General features: G+C 70.1%; 17 protein-coding genes. 13 read left to right on the plus strand and 4 right to left on the minus strand.

Translation table 11 applies throughout. The annotated features are described in order from the left end of the window. The first annotated feature begins 78 nt into the window (after positions 1-78). Positions 79-594, plus strand: coding sequence for a hypothetical protein (locus ABZT93_RS02950; RefSeq protein ID WP_356097892.1), 516 nt, complete (start codon positions 79-81; stop codon positions 592-594). 12 nt (positions 595-606) lie between these two features. On the opposite strand, the gene ABZT93_RS02955 is transcribed toward ABZT93_RS02950, so the two are convergent. Further along, entirely contained in the window at positions 607-1,950 is a 1,344-nt protein-coding gene (locus ABZT93_RS02955) for a M14 family metallopeptidase (RefSeq protein WP_356097895.1), read from the minus strand. A gap of 387 nt (positions 1,951-2,337) precedes the next feature. Here ABZT93_RS02955 and ABZT93_RS02960 point away from each other — a divergent pair, with 387 nt between their 5' ends. Both ABZT93_RS02960 and ABZT93_RS02965 read left to right on the plus strand, forming a co-directional pair. Then, positions 2,338-3,228, plus strand: a complete 891-nt coding sequence (locus ABZT93_RS02960; protein ID WP_356097898.1) for an MEDS domain-containing protein — start codon at positions 2,338-2,340, stop codon at positions 3,226-3,228. A 67-nt stretch (positions 3,229-3,295) separates the two neighbouring features. Continuing rightward, on the plus strand, positions 3,296-4,612 hold the full coding sequence (locus ABZT93_RS02965) for an Nramp family divalent metal transporter (RefSeq protein ID WP_356097901.1): 1,317 nt from the start codon (positions 3,296-3,298) through the stop codon (positions 4,610-4,612). Here the strand turns inward: ABZT93_RS02965 and ABZT93_RS02970 are convergent. Together ABZT93_RS02970 and ABZT93_RS02975 are read right to left on the minus strand one after the other, a co-directional pair. Further along, positions 4,609-5,853: a hypothetical protein gene (locus ABZT93_RS02970; protein WP_356097904.1), complete on the minus strand. Its 1,245-nt coding sequence runs from the start codon at positions 5,851-5,853 to the stop codon at positions 4,609-4,611. The two genes, ABZT93_RS02965 and ABZT93_RS02970, sit on opposite strands and share 4 nt — an antisense overlap. Positions 5,854-5,909: 56 nt before the next feature. Continuing rightward, positions 5,910-6,416 (minus strand): SigE family RNA polymerase sigma factor, encoded by a 507-nt coding sequence (locus ABZT93_RS02975; RefSeq protein WP_356097907.1) that lies wholly within the window; start codon positions 6,414-6,416, stop codon positions 5,910-5,912. Between the two features lie 122 nt (positions 6,417-6,538). Here ABZT93_RS02975 and ABZT93_RS02980 point away from each other — a divergent pair, with 122 nt between their 5' ends. Next, on the plus strand, positions 6,539-6,967 hold the full coding sequence (locus ABZT93_RS02980; protein ID WP_356097910.1) for a hypothetical protein: 429 nt from the start codon (positions 6,539-6,541) through the stop codon (positions 6,965-6,967). A 2-nt stretch (positions 6,968-6,969) separates the two neighbouring features. After that, complete coding sequence (locus ABZT93_RS02985) at positions 6,970-7,281, plus strand: hypothetical protein (protein ID WP_356097913.1); 312 nt, start codon at positions 6,970-6,972, stop codon at positions 7,279-7,281. Between the two features lie 7 nt (positions 7,282-7,288). On the opposite strand, the gene ABZT93_RS02990 is transcribed toward ABZT93_RS02985, so the two are convergent. Beyond that, positions 7,289-8,986 (minus strand): glycoside hydrolase family 18 protein, encoded by a 1,698-nt coding sequence (locus tag ABZT93_RS02990; protein WP_356097915.1) that lies wholly within the window; start codon positions 8,984-8,986, stop codon positions 7,289-7,291. A gap of 256 nt (positions 8,987-9,242) precedes the next feature. Between ABZT93_RS02990 and ABZT93_RS02995 the strand changes: the two genes are divergently transcribed. The 8 genes from ABZT93_RS02995 (at position 9,243) to ABZT93_RS03030 (ending at position 16,139) form a co-directional block, all read left to right on the plus strand. After that, on the plus strand, positions 9,243-10,139 hold the full coding sequence (locus tag ABZT93_RS02995) for a hypothetical protein (RefSeq protein ID WP_356097918.1): 897 nt from the start codon (positions 9,243-9,245) through the stop codon (positions 10,137-10,139). A 67-nt stretch (positions 10,140-10,206) separates the two neighbouring features. After that, a complete protein-coding gene (cpaB, locus tag ABZT93_RS03000) occupies positions 10,207-10,914 on the plus strand; it encodes a Flp pilus assembly protein CpaB (RefSeq protein WP_356097920.1) in 708 nt (235 codons plus the stop codon). Positions 10,915-10,923: 9 nt separating this feature from the next. Continuing rightward, positions 10,924-12,174, plus strand: coding sequence for an AAA family ATPase (locus ABZT93_RS03005; protein WP_356097923.1), 1,251 nt, complete (start codon positions 10,924-10,926; stop codon positions 12,172-12,174). Next, a complete protein-coding gene (locus ABZT93_RS03010; protein WP_356097926.1) occupies positions 12,171-12,560 on the plus strand; it encodes a TadE family protein in 390 nt (129 codons plus the stop codon). Before ABZT93_RS03005 ends, ABZT93_RS03010 begins: the two co-directional genes overlap by 4 nt. A 1-nt stretch (position 12,561) precedes the next feature. After that, complete coding sequence (locus tag ABZT93_RS03015; protein ID WP_356097929.1) at positions 12,562-12,930, plus strand: TadE/TadG family type IV pilus assembly protein; 369 nt, start codon at positions 12,562-12,564, stop codon at positions 12,928-12,930. 12 nt (positions 12,931-12,942) lie between these two features. Next, complete coding sequence (locus ABZT93_RS03020) at positions 12,943-14,280, plus strand: CpaF family protein (RefSeq protein WP_356097932.1); 1,338 nt, start codon at positions 12,943-12,945, stop codon at positions 14,278-14,280. Between the two features lie 11 nt (positions 14,281-14,291). Further along, on the plus strand, positions 14,292-15,236 hold the full coding sequence (locus ABZT93_RS03025) for a type II secretion system F family protein (protein ID WP_356097935.1): 945 nt from the start codon (positions 14,292-14,294) through the stop codon (positions 15,234-15,236). Between the two features lie 15 nt (positions 15,237-15,251). Further along, positions 15,252-16,139, plus strand: a complete 888-nt coding sequence (locus ABZT93_RS03030; protein WP_356098461.1) for a DUF5936 domain-containing protein — start codon at positions 15,252-15,254, stop codon at positions 16,137-16,139. Positions 16,140-16,433 lie beyond the last annotated feature (294 nt).

Consider the following 16,433-nt stretch of genomic DNA (forward strand, 5'->3'; position numbering starts at 1 on the left):
GTAGCCCCATGTAGGCGTCCGATAACGATGTAGGGGCCGGGTGTTCCGGGCACAGGATCGTCGACCATACTGCCCGCTGTGGAGCAGCGCATAGGTTCGAGCAGCCAGCCCCTGGAAGGCGCCGGGTTCGACCCGGCCTTCATCCCCGGGCTCACCTCGCCCGTGTCCGACGAGGCGGAGGACGCAAGTCCGGAGGAGACGGAGGCGAAGGCCACTGCGGAGGAGCCAGTCGAGGCCGCCGAGGCCGCCGAGGCCGTCGAGGAGGAAGCTCCCGACGGCCCCGTCTTCGAGGCCTCCGACCGGCGCGCGAAGATCGTCGCCGATCACCGGGGCGTCCGTCTCTCCCTCGACGACCAGTCCTGCGAGTTCCGCTGGGACGAGATCGGCGCGATCGAGACGGAGACGCCCCGGTTCGGCAAGCGCTACACCATCACGGTGCACACCCCGGACCGCCGCTGGTACCCGATCGAGATCGAGGCCAAGTCGCGGTCGAGCTTCGAGGAGTGGGACGAACAGATAGACGCCGTCCTCGACGCGTACTTCGAGGACGAGACTCCGGAGCCGGAGGAAGACGAGTCCGACGAGACTCCTTAGGAGCACAAACCTCTAGCAGTACTGCGCCTGTTTCCCGATCGACCGGTACATGCAGTCCGAGTTCTCCAGGAGTTGCAGCACCGCGTCCCGGTTCCGGGACGTCTCCCGCTCGATCACCTCGTCGGGCGGGTAGAAACCGCCACCGGAACTCGACGTCGGGTACATCTCGAAGGTGTACGAGAAGATCTTGTGCGTGCCCCAGAGGTAGTCGTCGATCGACCCGTCGGTGATGTAGAGGTCGCTCGACTGCTCCGGTGTGTACCCGTTGCTCGCGGCCATCTTCTGCCCGACCGTCTTGAACACGGCGTTGTCGTCGGCCGTCATCCCGGTCGCCGTGTCGGAGTACGTGTACCCGTAGGGCCACAGCACCAGTTCGCTGTACGTATGGAAGTCGATGTTCGTCTTGATCTGCTGGACCCCGCCGACGACCCGGCTGCGCACGAAGTTCGCGACCACCTTGACCTCGGGCGCCGACTCGGCGGCGGTACCCCGGTAGGTCTCGGAGGACGTCGAACCGGACGAGCCGCCGCAGCAGCCCCAGCGGTAGGCCCAGTTGCGGTTGAGGTCGGTGCCGACCGCCGACGAACCGGAGTTGGGCTGCCGGTTCTTGCGCCACGAGCGGTAGGAGCCGGTGGCGATGTCGTACTCGCCGCCGTCGGGGTTGAGGTCGGGGATGATCCAGATCTCGCGGTTGTTGACCATGTTCGTCACCCGTGAGTCGCTCCCGTAGCCCGCGCCGAGTTCGCGCAGCAGATACAGGGCCATCTCCACCGTGAGGTGCTCGCGGGCGTGCTGGTGGTGGGTGAACAGCACCTCGGGCTCGGCCTCGTCGGTCGCCACGTTGTCGCTGATCTTGATCGCGACGATGTCCCGGCCCTGGTACGACGTGCCGATGACCCGCTTGCTCATGATGTTCGGGTAGGCGGCGAGGCGCTGGTCGATCTCGGCGTTCATCTCGGCGTAGTTGTGGTAGCGCGAGTCGGCCGAGGGGAAGTCGTAGAGCCGGGCCTCGTCCTCCGCGGCACGGCTCGGAGCCGACCCCAACGCGGTGACCTCGTACCCGAGTTGACGCAGCTTTCTGATCTGGTCGGCGCGTCCGGAGACCACCACGGTCTCCTCGTCGGCCTCGTCGACGGTCACCCCGGTCTGTTGGATGGCCGTACGGGTCACGGGTGTCGAGTGCTGGTGGATCTCGTACTGGCGGACGTCCTCGGTGCTCGGTGCCGCCTTGGGCGCGCTGTCTGCGTTCGCGGAGAGTGGGGCCGCGAGGGCGAGGGTCATGAGGGAGGCGACGGCGGCGAGGGTGGCGTAGCGGGTGCCGCCGCGGGCGCCTGAACCGCGTGTGCGAAGTCGCATGAAGTCTCCTGTGTTCTCCAGGGATTCCGGGATCTCCGGAAGTGGGGAGTGGAGCGGGGGTGTTTCAGCGAGTTCTGCGACGTACTGCCGGTGCGGGTGTGCCGCTCATCGTGGGCTCGTGGCATGAGCAGGTCAAGAGTGAATAAAGACGCGGTGGCGTGAACTGTGCGTTCCCTGTGGGTCCTTGATGAGCTCCGGGGGCCGCGCAGTGTACGCGGACCGCTGCGGCACGGTGTGGTCCCGGAGGAAGTGCACCCGCGGGTGTGAGCGGTACGTGCGTATATGTGAGGGCCGGGATGACAGTGAGGCGGTGTGCGTGGACGAGGGCCTCGTCCACGGTGCGAGGAAGTGCGCCGCCCGACCCTCCACCCCACCGAAGGACCCTCCATGACCCCCGCCTTCGACCACCGCATGGCCACCTACGGCACCGACGACGGATTCCTCGCCGCCGCCCTCCCCTTCCTCGCCGAAGCCCTCGCCGCCCCAGGGGAACCTCCGCCCGCGGCCATCGCCTCCCCCCACAACCTCGCCCTGCTCCGGGACATCCTCGGCACGGACGCCGAGCGCGTCACCCTCATCGAGCACACGGACTGGTACACCGGCTCCGCCGCGAACGCGGTCGCGCAGGGCGCCGGTTACCTCGCCGCGCACGCCGGGCCCGGCGGCCGTATCCACCTCCTCATGGAACCCGTCTGGAACGGCCGGGCCGGCAGCTCCCCCCGCGAGACCACCGAGTGGATCCGCTACGAAGCCCTCGCCAACCTCCTCTTCGCGCCGCTCGCCACCACCGCCCTGTGCGCCTACGACAGCCGCACCGCGGGTCCCGCGATCATCGACGCGGTCCGCAGGGCCCACCCCGGTACGGGCGTGTACGAGGACCCCGTACGCCTCGCCGCCGAGCTGGACGCAGTACCCCTCGCGCCGCCCCCGCCGGACGCCGAGCTCCTCACCGACCTGGCCGCCGACGCCGTACGGGTGAGGGCGCAGGACCGGGGTCTGCCGCCCGCCGACGCGGAGCTGTTCGCGACGGCCGTCGCCGAGGCGGCGGAGGCGGTCGGGCAGCGGAGCGGTACCGCGCTGCTGTGGGGACAGGACACGCACTGCGTCTGCGAACTGCGCTCCGAGCGCCGGGTGGACGACCCCCTCGCCGGGTTCGTCCCGCCCGTCACCACCGACCTGGAGCCCGGGCAGGGACTCTGGTACGCGCGTCAGGTGTGTGCGTACGTCGACGTACGGGCACACCGGGACGGGTCGACCGTACGACTGCGGTACGCGTAGCCCCACCCGACTTCCTTCACCGCACGCCCTCTTGCCCGGCAGCGACCTTTAGGGTTTCTTTACCTTCATGGCGGACACCACGGACAACAAAGTGACCGGTGAGGCGAACTCCGTACCCCGCAAGTCCAGTTGGCGCTACATCGGCCCGGGGATCGTCGTCGCCGCGACCGGCGTCGGCGCCGGAGACCTCGTCGCCACACTCATCGCGGGCAGCAACTTCGGCTACACCCTGCTGTGGGCCGCGGTGATCGGCTGTCTGGTCAAGATCTCCCTCGCGGAGGCGGCGGGCCGCTGGCATCTGTCCACCGGCAGCACCCTGTTCGAGGGCTGGGCGAGCCTGGGCCGCTGGACCACCTGGTTCTTCGCCGTCTACGTGGTGATCTGGGGCTTCGTGTACGGCGCGGCGGCGATGTCGTCGAGCGCACTGCCGCTCCAGGCACTGTTCCCGGACGTGATGGACCTCGAATGGTGGGCCATCGCCTGCGGTCTGGTCGGCCTGGTCTTCGTCTGGTTCAACAAGTACGCGGTCTTCGAGAAGGTCATGACGGTCCTGGTGGGCGTCATGTTCGTGGTGACGGTGTACCTGGCGATCAGGGTCACCCCGAACCTGCCGGACGCCTTCGCGGGCCTGCTCCCCGTCCTGCCCGACGAGAAGGACTCCATCCTCAACACCCTGGGCCTGATCGGCGGCGTCGGCGGCACCATCACGCTCGCGGCGTACGGCTACTGGGTCAACGCCAAGGGGTGGACGAACACCGGCTGGATGAAGGTGATGCGGCTCGACAACCGGGTCGCCTACATCACCACCGGCATCTTCGTCGTCGCCATGCTCTTCGTCGGCGCGGAACTGCTGCACAGCGCCGACGTGGCGATCGCGAGCGGCGACAAGGGGCTCATCCAGCTCAGCGACATCCTGGAGGAGGAGTACGGCTCGGCGACCGCCAAGTTCTTCCTCATCGGCTTCTTCGCCACCTCCTTCACCTCGCTGATCGGCGTCTGGCACGGGGTGAGTCTGATGTTCGCCGACTTCGTGGCGCGCTACCGCGACCGCGGGGGTGCCGCGGGCTCCGGCCAGGAGGTCGCCACCGGTTCGCGCGAGCGCTCCTGGCCCTTCCGCGCGTATCTGCTCTGGCTGACGTTCCCCCCGATGGTCCTCCTCTTCCAGGGCCAGCCCTTCCGCCTGGTCATCATCTACGGCGTCCTCGGCGCGGCCTTCCTGCCCTTCCTGGCCGGCACCCTGATGTGGCTGCTGAACACCTCCCGCACACCCAGGGAGTGGCGCAACGGCCCCCTCAGCAACGCCATGCTGGCGATCGCGGGCCTGCTCTTCCTGGTCCTGTGCGTGAAGCAGATCTGGGACCAGCCGTGGTCGGAGTTCTTCTAACTGCCGCTCCACCACCGGGCGTCGAGCGCCATCTTCCGCATCTGGGCGATGCTGAGCGCGGGGGTGGCACGGGTCGCGGACTCGTTCTGGGTGCCGGCGTTGAAGGCGCTGATCACCACGCGCCTGCCGTCGGCGCGCATGGTGTCGACGGTCCACATGACCTGGTCGCCCCGGTCCCCGGGGCCCTGCTTGACGGCGACCCGGGTGCCGTCGGGCAGGGTCTCGGAGCCCGAGCCGAAGAGGTCGCCGGCCACGTCCAGCATGTCGGGCTGCACGTTGACCTGGACCAGGCTCCTGCCCTTGCCGTCGTCGACCACGGCGTAGGCGAAGTCGCCGTCGTCGCTGCTCTTGTCGGTCACCTTCAGTCCCTTGGGCAGCAAGGCCAGCAGGTTGGTGCGGGCATGCAGGTCGGAGCCCGGGAGCTCCGGCTCGGGGAGGGGCTCGGGGAGGGCGTTCGCGACAGCGCGCCACTCCTTCGCCGCCGCCAGCCGCGTCAGCTGAGCCGGAGTCAGCGGGGGATCGGTCCGGGTGACGGGCTTGTCCTTCTCGGCGGCCGCGTTCCACTCGCTCACGGTGATGTGCTGCCCGGTCGGGGTGACCAGCTCGGCGGTCCAGAATTTGGTGTCCACCCGGCGGTCGGGATACTCGTAACCCTGGAGCACGGTGACCACGGAGCTGTCGGCGAGCCGGCTCGTCCTGCAGGCGTCGTACGGGATGAACACCCGGTCGGGGCACTGGGCCGCCTGCCGGGCCTGTGTACCGCCCGGCTGCACCCGGCCCACGCTGACCCCGATGGCCGCGGCGCCCTTGCCGTCGTCGAAGACCAGCCCCGCGGACGGCGCGGGCACCTTCAGCTTGTCGGTCGGCTCGGTGCCCTGCCCGCGCTCCTCGCTGAAGTCGCCCTTGGGCAACAGCCTCTTGAGGGTCTCGATCATCTGCTCGTCAGTCGCATGCGTGGCCGTGGCGCTCGGCGTCGGCTTGGCGGAGGCCGTCACGGAGGACGGCACGGCCTCGGCCGCCGTACCGCCCGGCCGCAGGACCAGCGCCCCGCCCACGCCGGCGAGCACGACGCTCGCGGCGCCCGCGGTGACAGCGGCCCGCCGCACGAACCGCTTGCGCCGGCCCCGCACCGCGCCGCGCGCGGCGAGGGCCGTACGGTCGGCGTCGAACCCGCCGCCGGTCTCGTGCAGGGCGGCGGTGAGCCGCTCCTCGAAGGGGTCCTTGTGCTGGTCTGTGAGCATGGGTCAGCCACCGTTCCGGGTCGGTCGGTCGGTCGAAAGGGAAGTCGGGTGGCCGGTCAGGGCCGGGCGTAGGCGCCGATGTCCTCGCCGAGGAGCCCGCGCAGTTGCCTCAGGGCTCGGGTAGAGCGCGTGCGGACCGCTGCCGCGCTGGCGTTCAGGGCGCCGGCGGTCTCCTCGATGGAGCGGTCCTCCCAGTAGCGCAGGACGACCACGGCCCGGTCCTTGGCGGGCAGCCGTGCCAGGGCGTCGAGCAGCGTCAGCCGCAGGGGCGTGTCGACACCGGCGACGGCCACCTCCGGCAGGACGTCGGTGGCGCGCTCCCCGCTGCTGCGGCGGCGCCGATGGGTCAGGAACACCCGGACCAGGACGGTCTGCGCGTACGCCGCGGGGTTGCCGACTTGGGAGATCCGGCTCCAGCGGACGTAGATCCGCCCGAGCGCCTCCTGCACCAGGTCCTCCGCGAGATGGGTGTCACCCGCGGTCAGCAGACACGCCGACCGGTACAGATGTCCGGCCCGGGCAGCGGCGAACTCCGCGTACTCGTCCGCGCGGGCCTGTCTCATGTGTTCCCCCTGATGCTGTGCGCCCGGCCGTGGAAGAGGTCCTCACTTCTCTGACGCTGTGGGGCGGGGAGAATGTTTCACATGATCTGCAAGCAGTCCGTGACGCGAGGGGACGGATGCCGATGACCACCCCACCACCCGGCCGGCCCTACGGCGACCAGCCCCCGCCCCCTCCTGCGCCCATGGCCCCACCGACCGCGCCGCCGCCGGGCTTCGGGCCGCCGCCCGCGCAGTACGGCTACGGCTACCCGCCCCCGCCCCCGCCCCCCGAGGGCCCGGAGTTCATGGCCGTGGACCGCCACAACTCCATCGTCGTCGACTCGGCGGGGGTCGCCTTCGAGTCCCACGGCCAGACCGCCGAGTTCCCCTGGCACGAGGTCCGCAGCGTCCACTACAAGGCGGGCCCCAACGGCAAGACCCTGATGATGGCCGTCGTCCACCCCGACGGCCGCTTCTACGAGTGCGTGGTCGACGCCAAGGGCCGGGACACGCTGGGCCAGTGGTTCGCCCGGCTGGCACCGGTGCTGGGGTACTACCGGCCCCTGGTGTGAGCGTGGACGCCGAACTGCAGATCCACGAGGTGCGCGGCGCCGGGGCGACGGAGGCGACCGTGGTCGTGCGCTGCCTCCGGGGCCCCGTCCGCCTCGGCGCCCGCTTCTCGCTGGTTCGCGACACGCGGGCGCCGATCGATCTGACGGTGACGAGCATCGTGCGTTACGGCCGTCCGGACCACGCGATCGATCCCGTGCACTCCGGCCTGGTGACGCTCCAGGGCACCGGCGTGCATGAGCTGAGCCCGACGATCGGGGAGGCGGGACGGCAGGTCATGCAGGTCATCCAGGGCGACAACCCGGCCACGTCCTGACCCCCCGCTACGGCAGCCCGTGCACGTGCGGTCCCACCGTGTTGGACCACGCGTTGCCCGCCGCCGCGTCCCAGTTCGTCGACCAGGTCATGGCGCCGCGCAGGTCGGGATAGGTCCTCGACGGCTTGAAGGAGCCGCAGCCCGTGCCCTTCGTCAGGCAGTCGAGCGCGTTGTTCACCACCGAGGGCGAGACGTAGCCGCTGCCCGCCCCGCTCGTGGACGCCGGGAGGCCCAACCCCACCTGGGACGGGGACAGTCCGCCCTCCAGCTGGATGCAGGCCAGGGCGGTCAGGAAGTCCACCGAACCCTGGAAGTACACCTTGCCGTCGCAGCCCAGCATCGAACCGCTGTTGTAGTACTGCATGTTGACGACCGTGAGGATGTCCTTCACGTTCAGCGCGGTCTGGAAGTACGCGTTGGACGTCGACTGCATGTCGATCGTCTGCGGTGCCATGGTCAGCACCAGGCCCGACCCCGCCTTTGCCGCGAGCGATCGCAACGCCTGGGACATGTAGGTCGCGTTGAGCCCGTTCTCCAGATCGATGTCCACGCCGTCGAAGCCGTACGTCTGCATCAGCGCGTACACCGAGTTCGTGAAGTTCGCCGCGGAGGCGGGGTCGTTCACCGCGACCGTGCCGTTCTGTCCGCCCACGGAGACGACGACCTTCTTCCCGGCCGCCTGCTTCGCCCTGATGTCCGCCTTGAACTGGTCGACCGTGTACCCGCCGAGCCCGGCCGAGTCCAGGTTGAAGGTCACCGCCCCCGGAGTCGTCGTCGCGTCCGCGAACGCCACCGCGATGATGTCGTACTGCGACTGCACGGCCGACAGCTTCTGAACCGTCGCCCCGTTGTTGAAGTTCTGCCAGTACCCGGTGACGGCGTGCTTCGGCACCGCACCGCCCCCGGTGCCCGTCGACGCGCTCGTCGTCCCCGTCACCGCACCCGACTTCGCGGACTCACCCGCCGAGTTCACCGCCGTGACCTGGAAGCTGTACGACGTCGACGCGGCCAGCCCCGTCACGGTCGCCGAGGTCCCGGTCACCGCCGTGACCTTCGTACCGTTGCGGTAGACGTTGTAGCCCGTCGCGCCCGACACCGTGTTCCAGGCGAGGGAGACGGACGAGGAGGACGTGCCGGAGACCGCGAGACCGGCCGGTGCCGACGGGACCGTGGGAGCGGGATCGCCCCCGCCGCCCCCGTCCGGGCCGTACACCGACACGTCGTCGGCGACGTACGCGGCCTGGCCGTACCAGCCGTGCGTGTACACCGTCACCGAGGTCGTCGAGGCGCCCGTGGTGAAGGTGGTCGTCAGCTGCTTCCAGGAGGCGGAGTCCGGGGTCCAGGCCGACACGTCCGTGGTGCCGGTGCCGGTCGCGCCCAGGTAGGCGTAGCCGCCCTGCACCCAGGCGCTCAGCGTGTAGGTGGAGCTCGGCTTCACGGCCACCGTCTGGACGCACTTGGCGTTGTCCTGCCCGGCGGGCGTCGCCTTCAGCGCGGCCGAGCCGCCGTGCACGGGGGAGGCGACGGTCGTACCGCTGCTCGCCGAACAGGTCCAGTTGGTCAGGCCGGACTCGAAGCCGGCGTTCTTCGCGTTGTTGACGTCCGCGGCGGACGCCGGTCCCGCGAGACCGAGGGCGCCTCCCAGGGCGAGGGCCGTGGTGAGGGCCGCGGTCCGGAACCGCGGTTTTCTGCTGAGTATGGGCATGACAAGAGAGTTGGTCCAGACCAATCCCGCTGTCAAGGCCGGTGTCGAGGATGAATGCGCAACCGGCCTTTCTCTGGAGTGCGCACGTGGCAAGTGCGCCCCATCTGGGCAGGAATCGCCCGCTTTTGATCCGTCACCCAGGCCAGGAAGTCACAGAATCGCTGTTCTCCGGTCATAGACCCGTGGTTACAGTGCTCAGGTAGTCACGCAGTGAAGTCGACCGGGTGCGCCGGAGTGATCCGTCGGACCCACGGGCATGGGATACGGGGAGCTGCGCGTGCCAACTGCCATCGCAGTGACCGGTGCCGACATGGCGCTGCCGGCACAGGATGAGCGGACCCTGCCCGCCGTCGTGCTCGACGGCCTCGACCGGCAGCCGCTCGACCACTCGCTCGCCGCCCTCCAGGCGCTGATCGACCAGCACGGCCATGTGATCGTCGTGTACTCCCGTGCCGTGCCCACGGCCGTGGACCAACGGCTGCGTACCGTGCGGTCCCTGCTGGAGAGCGACCGGATCGCCCTGTTCCAGCCCGAACTGCCACCCCTGGGACTCGCCGTCCTCGCCCGCCAGTTGAGGCAGCTCGCCTCCTGCGACCTCAGCCCCGGTGTCCTCGCCTCGGCGGGCCGCCTGCTCACCCACTACATCCACGCGGGCGCGCTCCTCGGCTCGGTGGCCAAGCTCGACCGGGTCCCCGTCGGGCTCAAGTCGCACGCCAAGTCATGGGTTCCGGGCAGCCAGTTCGCCGTGCTCGCCCACCCCCAGCCGCAGCTCGTCAGGATCGCCCCGGACGCCACCCTCGCCGGCCCCGAGTTCGCCACCTCGATGCTGGTCGCCCGCGGCCAGCTCCAGTCCGACTGGGTCTCCGGGACCCTCGCCAAGACCTGGCGGATCCAAGGGCTGCGGGAGGCGCCGCTGCCCGCCGAGTCCGACCGGTGGTGGGGCACCGGCAAGCTGATCGAGTTCTGCAGCTTCCTGCCCGACCTGTCCGTCCTTTACCAACTGGTCACCTCGGTACGGCAGAACATCTGTCACTGGTGCGGTATCGACGTCATCGGAGACCGCTGCGTCTTCTGTTCGGCCACCGCACCGATGACGACCGTTTCTCAGCAGTACCAGCACCAGCAGCACCCGCACCAACTGCCCGCCGGGTGAGCCGTACGCCGGATCGCCCCCGTCCCCGATTCCGCTCGACCGAGCCCCCCAACGAGGTCCACGGTTCATGAACTCCCGTCAGCGCCGCGGCGTGATACTCCTGCTCCTGTCGGTCCTGGGCGCCCTCGCGGCCTTCGCCGGCGTGCTCTCCGTCATCGACGACGTGAAGTCCAAGGTCGGCCCCGAGGTCACGGCGTACGAGGTCAAGAAGGACATCGAGCCCTACACCCGGCTCACCGCGGCGCAGTTCGAGAAGACCGAGATGCCGAAGCGCTGGCTGTCGGCCAACGCGATCACCGACCTCGCCGCCGTCCGCGACAAGATCGCCGTGACGACCCTCAAGAAGGGCTCGCTGCTCCAGAGCGACATGATCGTCGACCAGCCCGCCCTGCAGCCCGGGCAGCAGGAGGTCGCCATCATGATCGACGCGGCGACCGGCGTCGCCGGCAAGATCACGGCAGGCTCCGCGGTCAACGTGTACGCCACCTTCGAGGGACAGAAGGAAGGCGATTCCGACCAGTCGAAGATCATCGTGACGAACGCCCGGGTCCTCGACGTCGGGCAGATCAAGGCCCTCGAACCCGACGCCGACGACCGCACCCGGGCGGCCACCGACGCCGTCCCCATCACCTTCGCCCTCTCCGCCCTCGACGCCCAGCGCATCACGTACGCCGAGTCGTTCGCCAAGCGGGTCCGGCTCGCCCTGGTCGCGCCGGGCGAGACCGGGACCGTGCCCGAGCAGGAGCGCACGTACGAACTCGCGAAGGACAAGTGAGAGGCCGCCATGCCCACGAGGATCCTCCCGGCAGTCGGCGACGCGGACGCGGTCCGCTCCCTCACCACGCTGCTCAGCCAGCTCCCGGACGCCGAACCCGTCGCCCCGGTCACCGACTCCACCCAGCTCATCGACAACCTCGCGCGCCTGGCGTCCGAGTCGATCGACGAGCTGCCCGAGGTCGTGGTCGTCCATGAGCGCATCGGGCCCGTCCCGGCCCTGGAACTCATCCGCGAGGTCGCCCTGCGCTTCCCGGCCGTCGGCGTCATCCTCGTCACCTCCGACGTCGGCCCCGGCCTCTTCCAGGCCGCCATGGACTACGGCGCCCGCGGCCTCATCTCCCTCCCGCTCGGCTACGAGGAACTCGCCACCCGAGTGCACGCCGTCGCCCAGTGGTCGGTGGGCGTACGACGGCACCTGGGCGCCGCCACCGACGTGTTCACCGGAGTCGGCGGAACCGTCGTCACGGTCAGCGGCGCGAAGGGCGGTGTCGGCGCCACCACGACCGCCATCCAGCTCGCCCTCGCCGCCCAGGCCTCCGGCCGCCCCACCGCCCTGCTCGACATGGACCTCCAGACCGGCGACGTCGCCTCCTATCTGGACGTCCAGTTCCGCCGCTCGGTCGCCGACCTCGCCACCATCACCGACATCTCCCCGCGGGTCCTCGCCGACGCCGTCTTCCCCCACGACACCGGCCTCGCGCTGCTGCTCGCGCCCGGCGAGGGCGAACGCGGCGAGGAGGTCACCGAGCGCGCCGCCCGCCAAATCGTCTCCGCCCTGCGCTCCCGCTACGAGGTCGTGGTCGTCGACTGCGGGGCCCAGCTCAGCGGGGCCGGCGCGGCCGTCGTGGAGATGGCCGACACGGCCCTGCTGGTCACCACGCCGGACGTGGTCGCCGTACGGGGCGCCAAACGCGCCGTACGCATGTGGGACCGCCTCCAGGTCCGCAAGGCCGAGGAGACCACCGTCGTCGTCAACCGCCACAGCCGCGGTACGGAGATCCAGCCCGCGCTCATCCAGAAGATCACCGGCACCGGTGTCGCGGCGACCGTGGTCCCGGCCAACTTCAAGGAGCTCCAGGGCGCGGTGGACGCGGGCCGGGTCCACGAACTCGACGCCAAGGGCACGGTCAAGCAGGCCCTGTGGACACTCGCCGGTGAACTGGGCCTGGTCAAGGGCACGGAGGCGAACTCCCATCGCAACGGCGGCCGGGAGCGGGGGGCGCTGGCCTTCCGGCGGCGCAAGGAGCTGGGGAGATGAGCACCCGGGCGCTCCGGCGGTTCCGACGGGACGAGGGACAGGTCACCATCGAGTTCCTCGGGATGACCCCGCTGATCCTGATCACGCTGGTGCTGCTGTGGCAGTTCGTGCTGCTGGGATACACCTACACGCTCGCGGGGAATGCTGCGGACGAGGCGGCCCGGGCGGGGACGGCGGTTCCGGCCGGGGAGCGGCAGGCCGCCTGCCAGGAGGCGGGCACGGACAAACTGCCGGGAGCCTGGAGCGGCACGGTGAGCTGCGCGACCGAGGGCGGCTACGTCAAGGCCACCGTCACTCTCCAGGTCCCCGTCCTGTTCCCGGGATCGATCGGCTTCCCCTTCGACGTGGAGGGCCACGCGGGCGCGGTGGAGGAGGACAGGGACTGAGATGTCGTACTCCCGGAGAGACCGCGACCATGACCGCGGGCGCGACCGCGGCCAAGTGGCCCTGGAGTACCTGGGCTTCATCCCGATCCTGATCCTCGTCGCCATGGCGGGCGTCCAGATCGGGCTCATCGCCTACACCGCCCAGCAGGCCGGTACGGCGGCCAGGGCCGGGGCACGGTCCGCCTCGCTCGACCTGAGCGCGCAGGACGGCTGTGTGAACGCCATCAGCGACTGGCTGTCCGTCGCCTGCGCCGAGGGCGGGGGCGGCGACTCGGTCACCGTCACCGCCACCGTCCAGATCCCGTCGATCGTCCCCGGCTGGAGCTTCGACCCCGCGGTCAAGACCGCCACCATGCCGCTCGACCACTGAACGAGGTACTCCATGAGTCTGCGGTCCCGCATCAACACCCCCGAGGAGAACGGCAGCCGGGGCGAGGACGGCCACCTGGTCGCCTCCTACCGGGCCAAGCTCCTCGAGGAGATCGACCTCGCGGAGATGAGCTCGCTGGCGGCCGCCGAGCGCCGGGCCCGGCTCGAGCGGGTGCTCGGGCACATCATCAGCCGCGAGGGACCGGTCCTGTCGACCGTCGAACGCTCCCAGCTGATCCGGCGGGTGGTCGACGAGGCACTCGGCCTCGGCATCCTGGAACCGCTGCTCGAAGACGCCTCCATCACCGAGATCATGGTCAACGGCCCGGACTCGATCTTCGTCGAACGCGGCGGCCGGGTCGAGCAGTTGCCGCTGCGCTTCCCCTCCCACGATCAGCTGATGCAGACCATCGAGCGAATAGTCTCCACGGTCAACCGGCGGGTCGACGAGACCAACCCGATGGTCGACGCGCGCCTGCCGTCCGGCGAGCGGGTGAACGTCATCATCCCGCCGCTCTCCCTGACCGGCGCGATCCTCACGATCCGCCGCTTCCCGCGCTCCTACACGCTTCAGGAACTGGTCGGCTTCGACTCGCTCGACGAGAACATGCTGTACCTGCTGGCGGGCCTGGTGCAGGCACGCTTCAACATCATCGTGTCGGGCGCGACGGGCACCGGGAAGACGACCCTGCTCAACGCCCTGTCCGGGCTCATCCCGGAGGGCGACCGGATCATCACCATCGAGGACTCGGCCGAACTCCAGCTCCAGCAACGGCACGTGGTCCGGCTGGAGTCGCGCCCGCCGAACGTGGAGGGCCAGGGCCGGGTCACCATCCGCGACCTGGTCCGCAACTCGCTGCGCATGCGCCCCGACCGGATCGTGGTCGGCGAGGTCCGCGGCGGCGAGTCCCTCGACATGCTCCAGGCGATGTCGACGGGCCATGACGGCTCCCTCGCCACCGTCCACGCCAACAGCGCCGAGGACGCGCTGATGCGGCTCAAGACCCTGGCCTCCATGTCGGAGGTGGAGATCCCCTTCGAGGCGCTGCACGACCAGATCAACAGCGCGGTCGACGTGATCATCCAGCTCACCCGGTTCGCCGACGGCGCCCGCCGGATCACCGAGATCGCCCTCCTCGACAGCCACGGCAGCGAGCCGTACCGCCTGGCGACCGTGGCCCGCTTCGACGCCCAGCCCATGGCGGCGGACGGCCGGATCTACGGCAGGTTCGAGTACTTCCCGCTTCCCCGCCGTACCGTCGACCGCCTCTACATGGCGAGCCAGCCCACCCCCCAGGCCTTCGGCGTGGCCCAGTCCACAAGCCAGTTGGCCATCCGAGAAGCCAGGTAGGACCCACCCCCATGGACCTGCAGACCCTTGTCACGCTCACCATCGGCGTCACGCTGCTGACCTGCGCGCTCGCCGTCGTGGGCGTCCACTTCTACGCCAGGGGACGGGCGCAGCGGGCGGCACTGGTCGACCGGCTGTCGGCCGCGGGCCAGGTGCCGTACACCGGCCGCCGGCGGCACTTCCGGGACCTGGACCGCAGGCTGCGCCGCACCCGGCTCGGCCGGGAGCTGGAACTGCGGCTGGCGGCCACGGGACTCGACGTGACGCCGGGCGAGTTCTTCGCCGCGATGATCGGGCTCGTCGGAGGCCTGTGGCTGATCGGCCAGGCGACCCTGGCACCCTTCTTCGGCCCGCTGGCCGGCCTCGCGGGCGTCTGGGCGGCGCTGCAGTTCCTCAACTGGCAGCGTCAGAAACGCATCGAGAAGTTCATCAACCAACTCCCCGAACTGGCCCGCATCCTGGCCAACGCCACCCACGCCGGCCTCGCCCTGCGCACCGCGATCGGCATGGCGGCGGAGGAGCTGGAGGCGCCGGCCGGGGAGGAACTGGCCAACGTGGCCAACCAGTTGGCGGTGGGTGTGGCGATGGAGGACGCGCTCGACGAGATGGCGAAGCGGCTGCCGTCCCGGGAACTGGTGGTCCTGGTGACGACCCTGGTGCTGTCGAACCGGGCGGGCGGACAGGTGGTCAGCGCGTTGCGCAACCTGACCGAGACGCTGGAGGAGCGCAAGGAGACCCGGCGCGAGGTCCGCACCCAGCTCTCCCAGGTGAGCATGACGTCGTACGCGGTCCCGGTCCTGGGCATCGGCTCGCTGTTCCTGATGAACGGCGTGAAGGACGGCGCACTGGCGCGGATGACGGGCTCACCGCTGGGCCAGGGGGCGGTGATCATCGCATTCGCGCTCTACGCGGTGGGATTCATCCTGATCCGCCGCCTGTCACGGATCGATGTCTGAGGAGGGGCGGCTGTGATCGCTTTCGGGCTGGCCCTGTTGATGGCCGTGAGCGTGTGGGGCGTCTTCGCCGGCATCCGCATGTACCGGGCGGAGGCGAAACTGCCGAACGACCTGGTGCTGGCCCTGGAGGTCGGCTCCACCCGCACCGGCGCGGTCGACTCCTTGATCGACCGCATGGGCATGCGCTACGCCCCCGCAGTCCTGCGTCTGATGGGCCCCAAGCAGGTCGCCAAGTACCGCCGCAAGATCGACCTGGCGGGCAACCCGGGCGGCCTGACCATCAACCGCTACGCGGCCCGCAGGGCGGTCTACGGCTTCCTCGGCGCGGTGGGCTTCCTGGTGTTCCTGCTGCGGGGGCAGGTGTTGGTGGCGTTGTTGCTCCTGGCCTTCGGGGCGTTCTGGACGGAGGTCGGCATCTGGTCGGCGATCCGGGTCAGGAAGGACGTCATCGAGCGCACGCTCCCCGACTTCCTGGACGTGCTGGCGGTGGTGGTGAGCGCGGGCCTGGGCTTCCGCCAGGCACTGGACCGGGTGGCCTCCAAGTACGAGGGCCCCTGGGCCGACGAACTGCGCATCACGCTCCGCCAGATGGACCTCGGTATGAGCCGCCGCCAGGCCTTCGCGGAACTGCGCCGCCGCAACGACTCCGAACAGGTGGCGATGTTCGTGACGGCACTCCAGCAGGGCGAGGAACTGGGCGCCCCCATCGTGGACACCCTGGTCTCCCTGGCCAAGGACATGCGCCGCACGGACGCCCAGAACGCCCGCCGCAAGGCGGCCCGCGCGGTCCCCAAGGCCACCATGATGATCACCACCTTCATGGTCCCGGCCACGATGCTCCTGCTGGCCGCGGGGTTGCTCCTCGGCTCGGGCACCGACTTCGGCTCGGTCACGGGGAAGTAGGGGGACGGGGGGTGTCCATGACGGGTGTGCGCAGGACGCGGACGGGGCGGAGGCTCCCAGGGCGGCGGTTCGGGCTGCGCCACGGGGAGACGGAGGGGCGACAGCCTGACGCGCGGGCGCGAAGCTCGGCGCACCGGATCCAACGCGCGGCCGCCGACGGCACTCAGGATGTGGGTGTGGGTGTGGGTGCGGGTGCGGGTGTCGGTACGGGTGTCGGTAAGGGTGTTGCCGAGGGGAACGCAGTCCACGCGCCCCCCCACGCACCGGCACTGGACATCCAGGTCAACGCCCTCC

Source organism: Streptomyces sp. NPDC005303 (assembly GCF_040607335.1).
Taxonomy (GTDB): Bacteria; Actinomycetota; Actinomycetes; order Streptomycetales; family Streptomycetaceae; genus Streptomyces.

Bases quoted from the DNA above. Each gene is read 5' to 3' on its own strand.
- ABZT93_RS02955 (WP_356097895.1), bottom strand. From the start codon at position 1,950: ATGCGACTTCGCACACGCGGTTCAGGCGCCCGCGGCGGCACCCGCTAC.
- ABZT93_RS02960 (WP_356097898.1), top strand. From the start codon at position 2,338: ATGACCCCCGCCTTCGACCACCGCATGGCCACCTACGGCACCGACGAC.
- ABZT93_RS02965 (WP_356097901.1), top strand. From the start codon at position 3,296: ATGGCGGACACCACGGACAACAAAGTGACCGGTGAGGCGAACTCCGTA.
- ABZT93_RS02970 (WP_356097904.1), bottom strand. From the start codon at position 5,853: ATGCTCACAGACCAGCACAAGGACCCCTTCGAGGAGCGGCTCACCGCC.
- ABZT93_RS02975 (WP_356097907.1), bottom strand. From the start codon at position 6,416: ATGAGACAGGCCCGCGCGGACGAGTACGCGGAGTTCGCCGCTGCCCGG.
- ABZT93_RS02980 (WP_356097910.1), top strand. From the start codon at position 6,539: ATGACCACCCCACCACCCGGCCGGCCCTACGGCGACCAGCCCCCGCCC.
- ABZT93_RS02990 (WP_356097915.1), bottom strand. From the start codon at position 8,986: ATGCCCATACTCAGCAGAAAACCGCGGTTCCGGACCGCGGCCCTCACC.
- ABZT93_RS02995 (WP_356097918.1), top strand. From the start codon at position 9,243: ATGGGATACGGGGAGCTGCGCGTGCCAACTGCCATCGCAGTGACCGGT.
- cpaB (WP_356097920.1), top strand. From the start codon at position 10,207: ATGAACTCCCGTCAGCGCCGCGGCGTGATACTCCTGCTCCTGTCGGTC.
- ABZT93_RS03005 (WP_356097923.1), top strand. From the start codon at position 10,924: ATGCCCACGAGGATCCTCCCGGCAGTCGGCGACGCGGACGCGGTCCGC.
- ABZT93_RS03010 (WP_356097926.1), top strand. From the start codon at position 12,171: ATGAGCACCCGGGCGCTCCGGCGGTTCCGACGGGACGAGGGACAGGTC.
- ABZT93_RS03015 (WP_356097929.1), top strand. From the start codon at position 12,562: ATGTCGTACTCCCGGAGAGACCGCGACCATGACCGCGGGCGCGACCGC.
- ABZT93_RS03020 (WP_356097932.1), top strand. From the start codon at position 12,943: ATGAGTCTGCGGTCCCGCATCAACACCCCCGAGGAGAACGGCAGCCGG.
- ABZT93_RS03025 (WP_356097935.1), top strand. From the start codon at position 14,292: ATGGACCTGCAGACCCTTGTCACGCTCACCATCGGCGTCACGCTGCTG.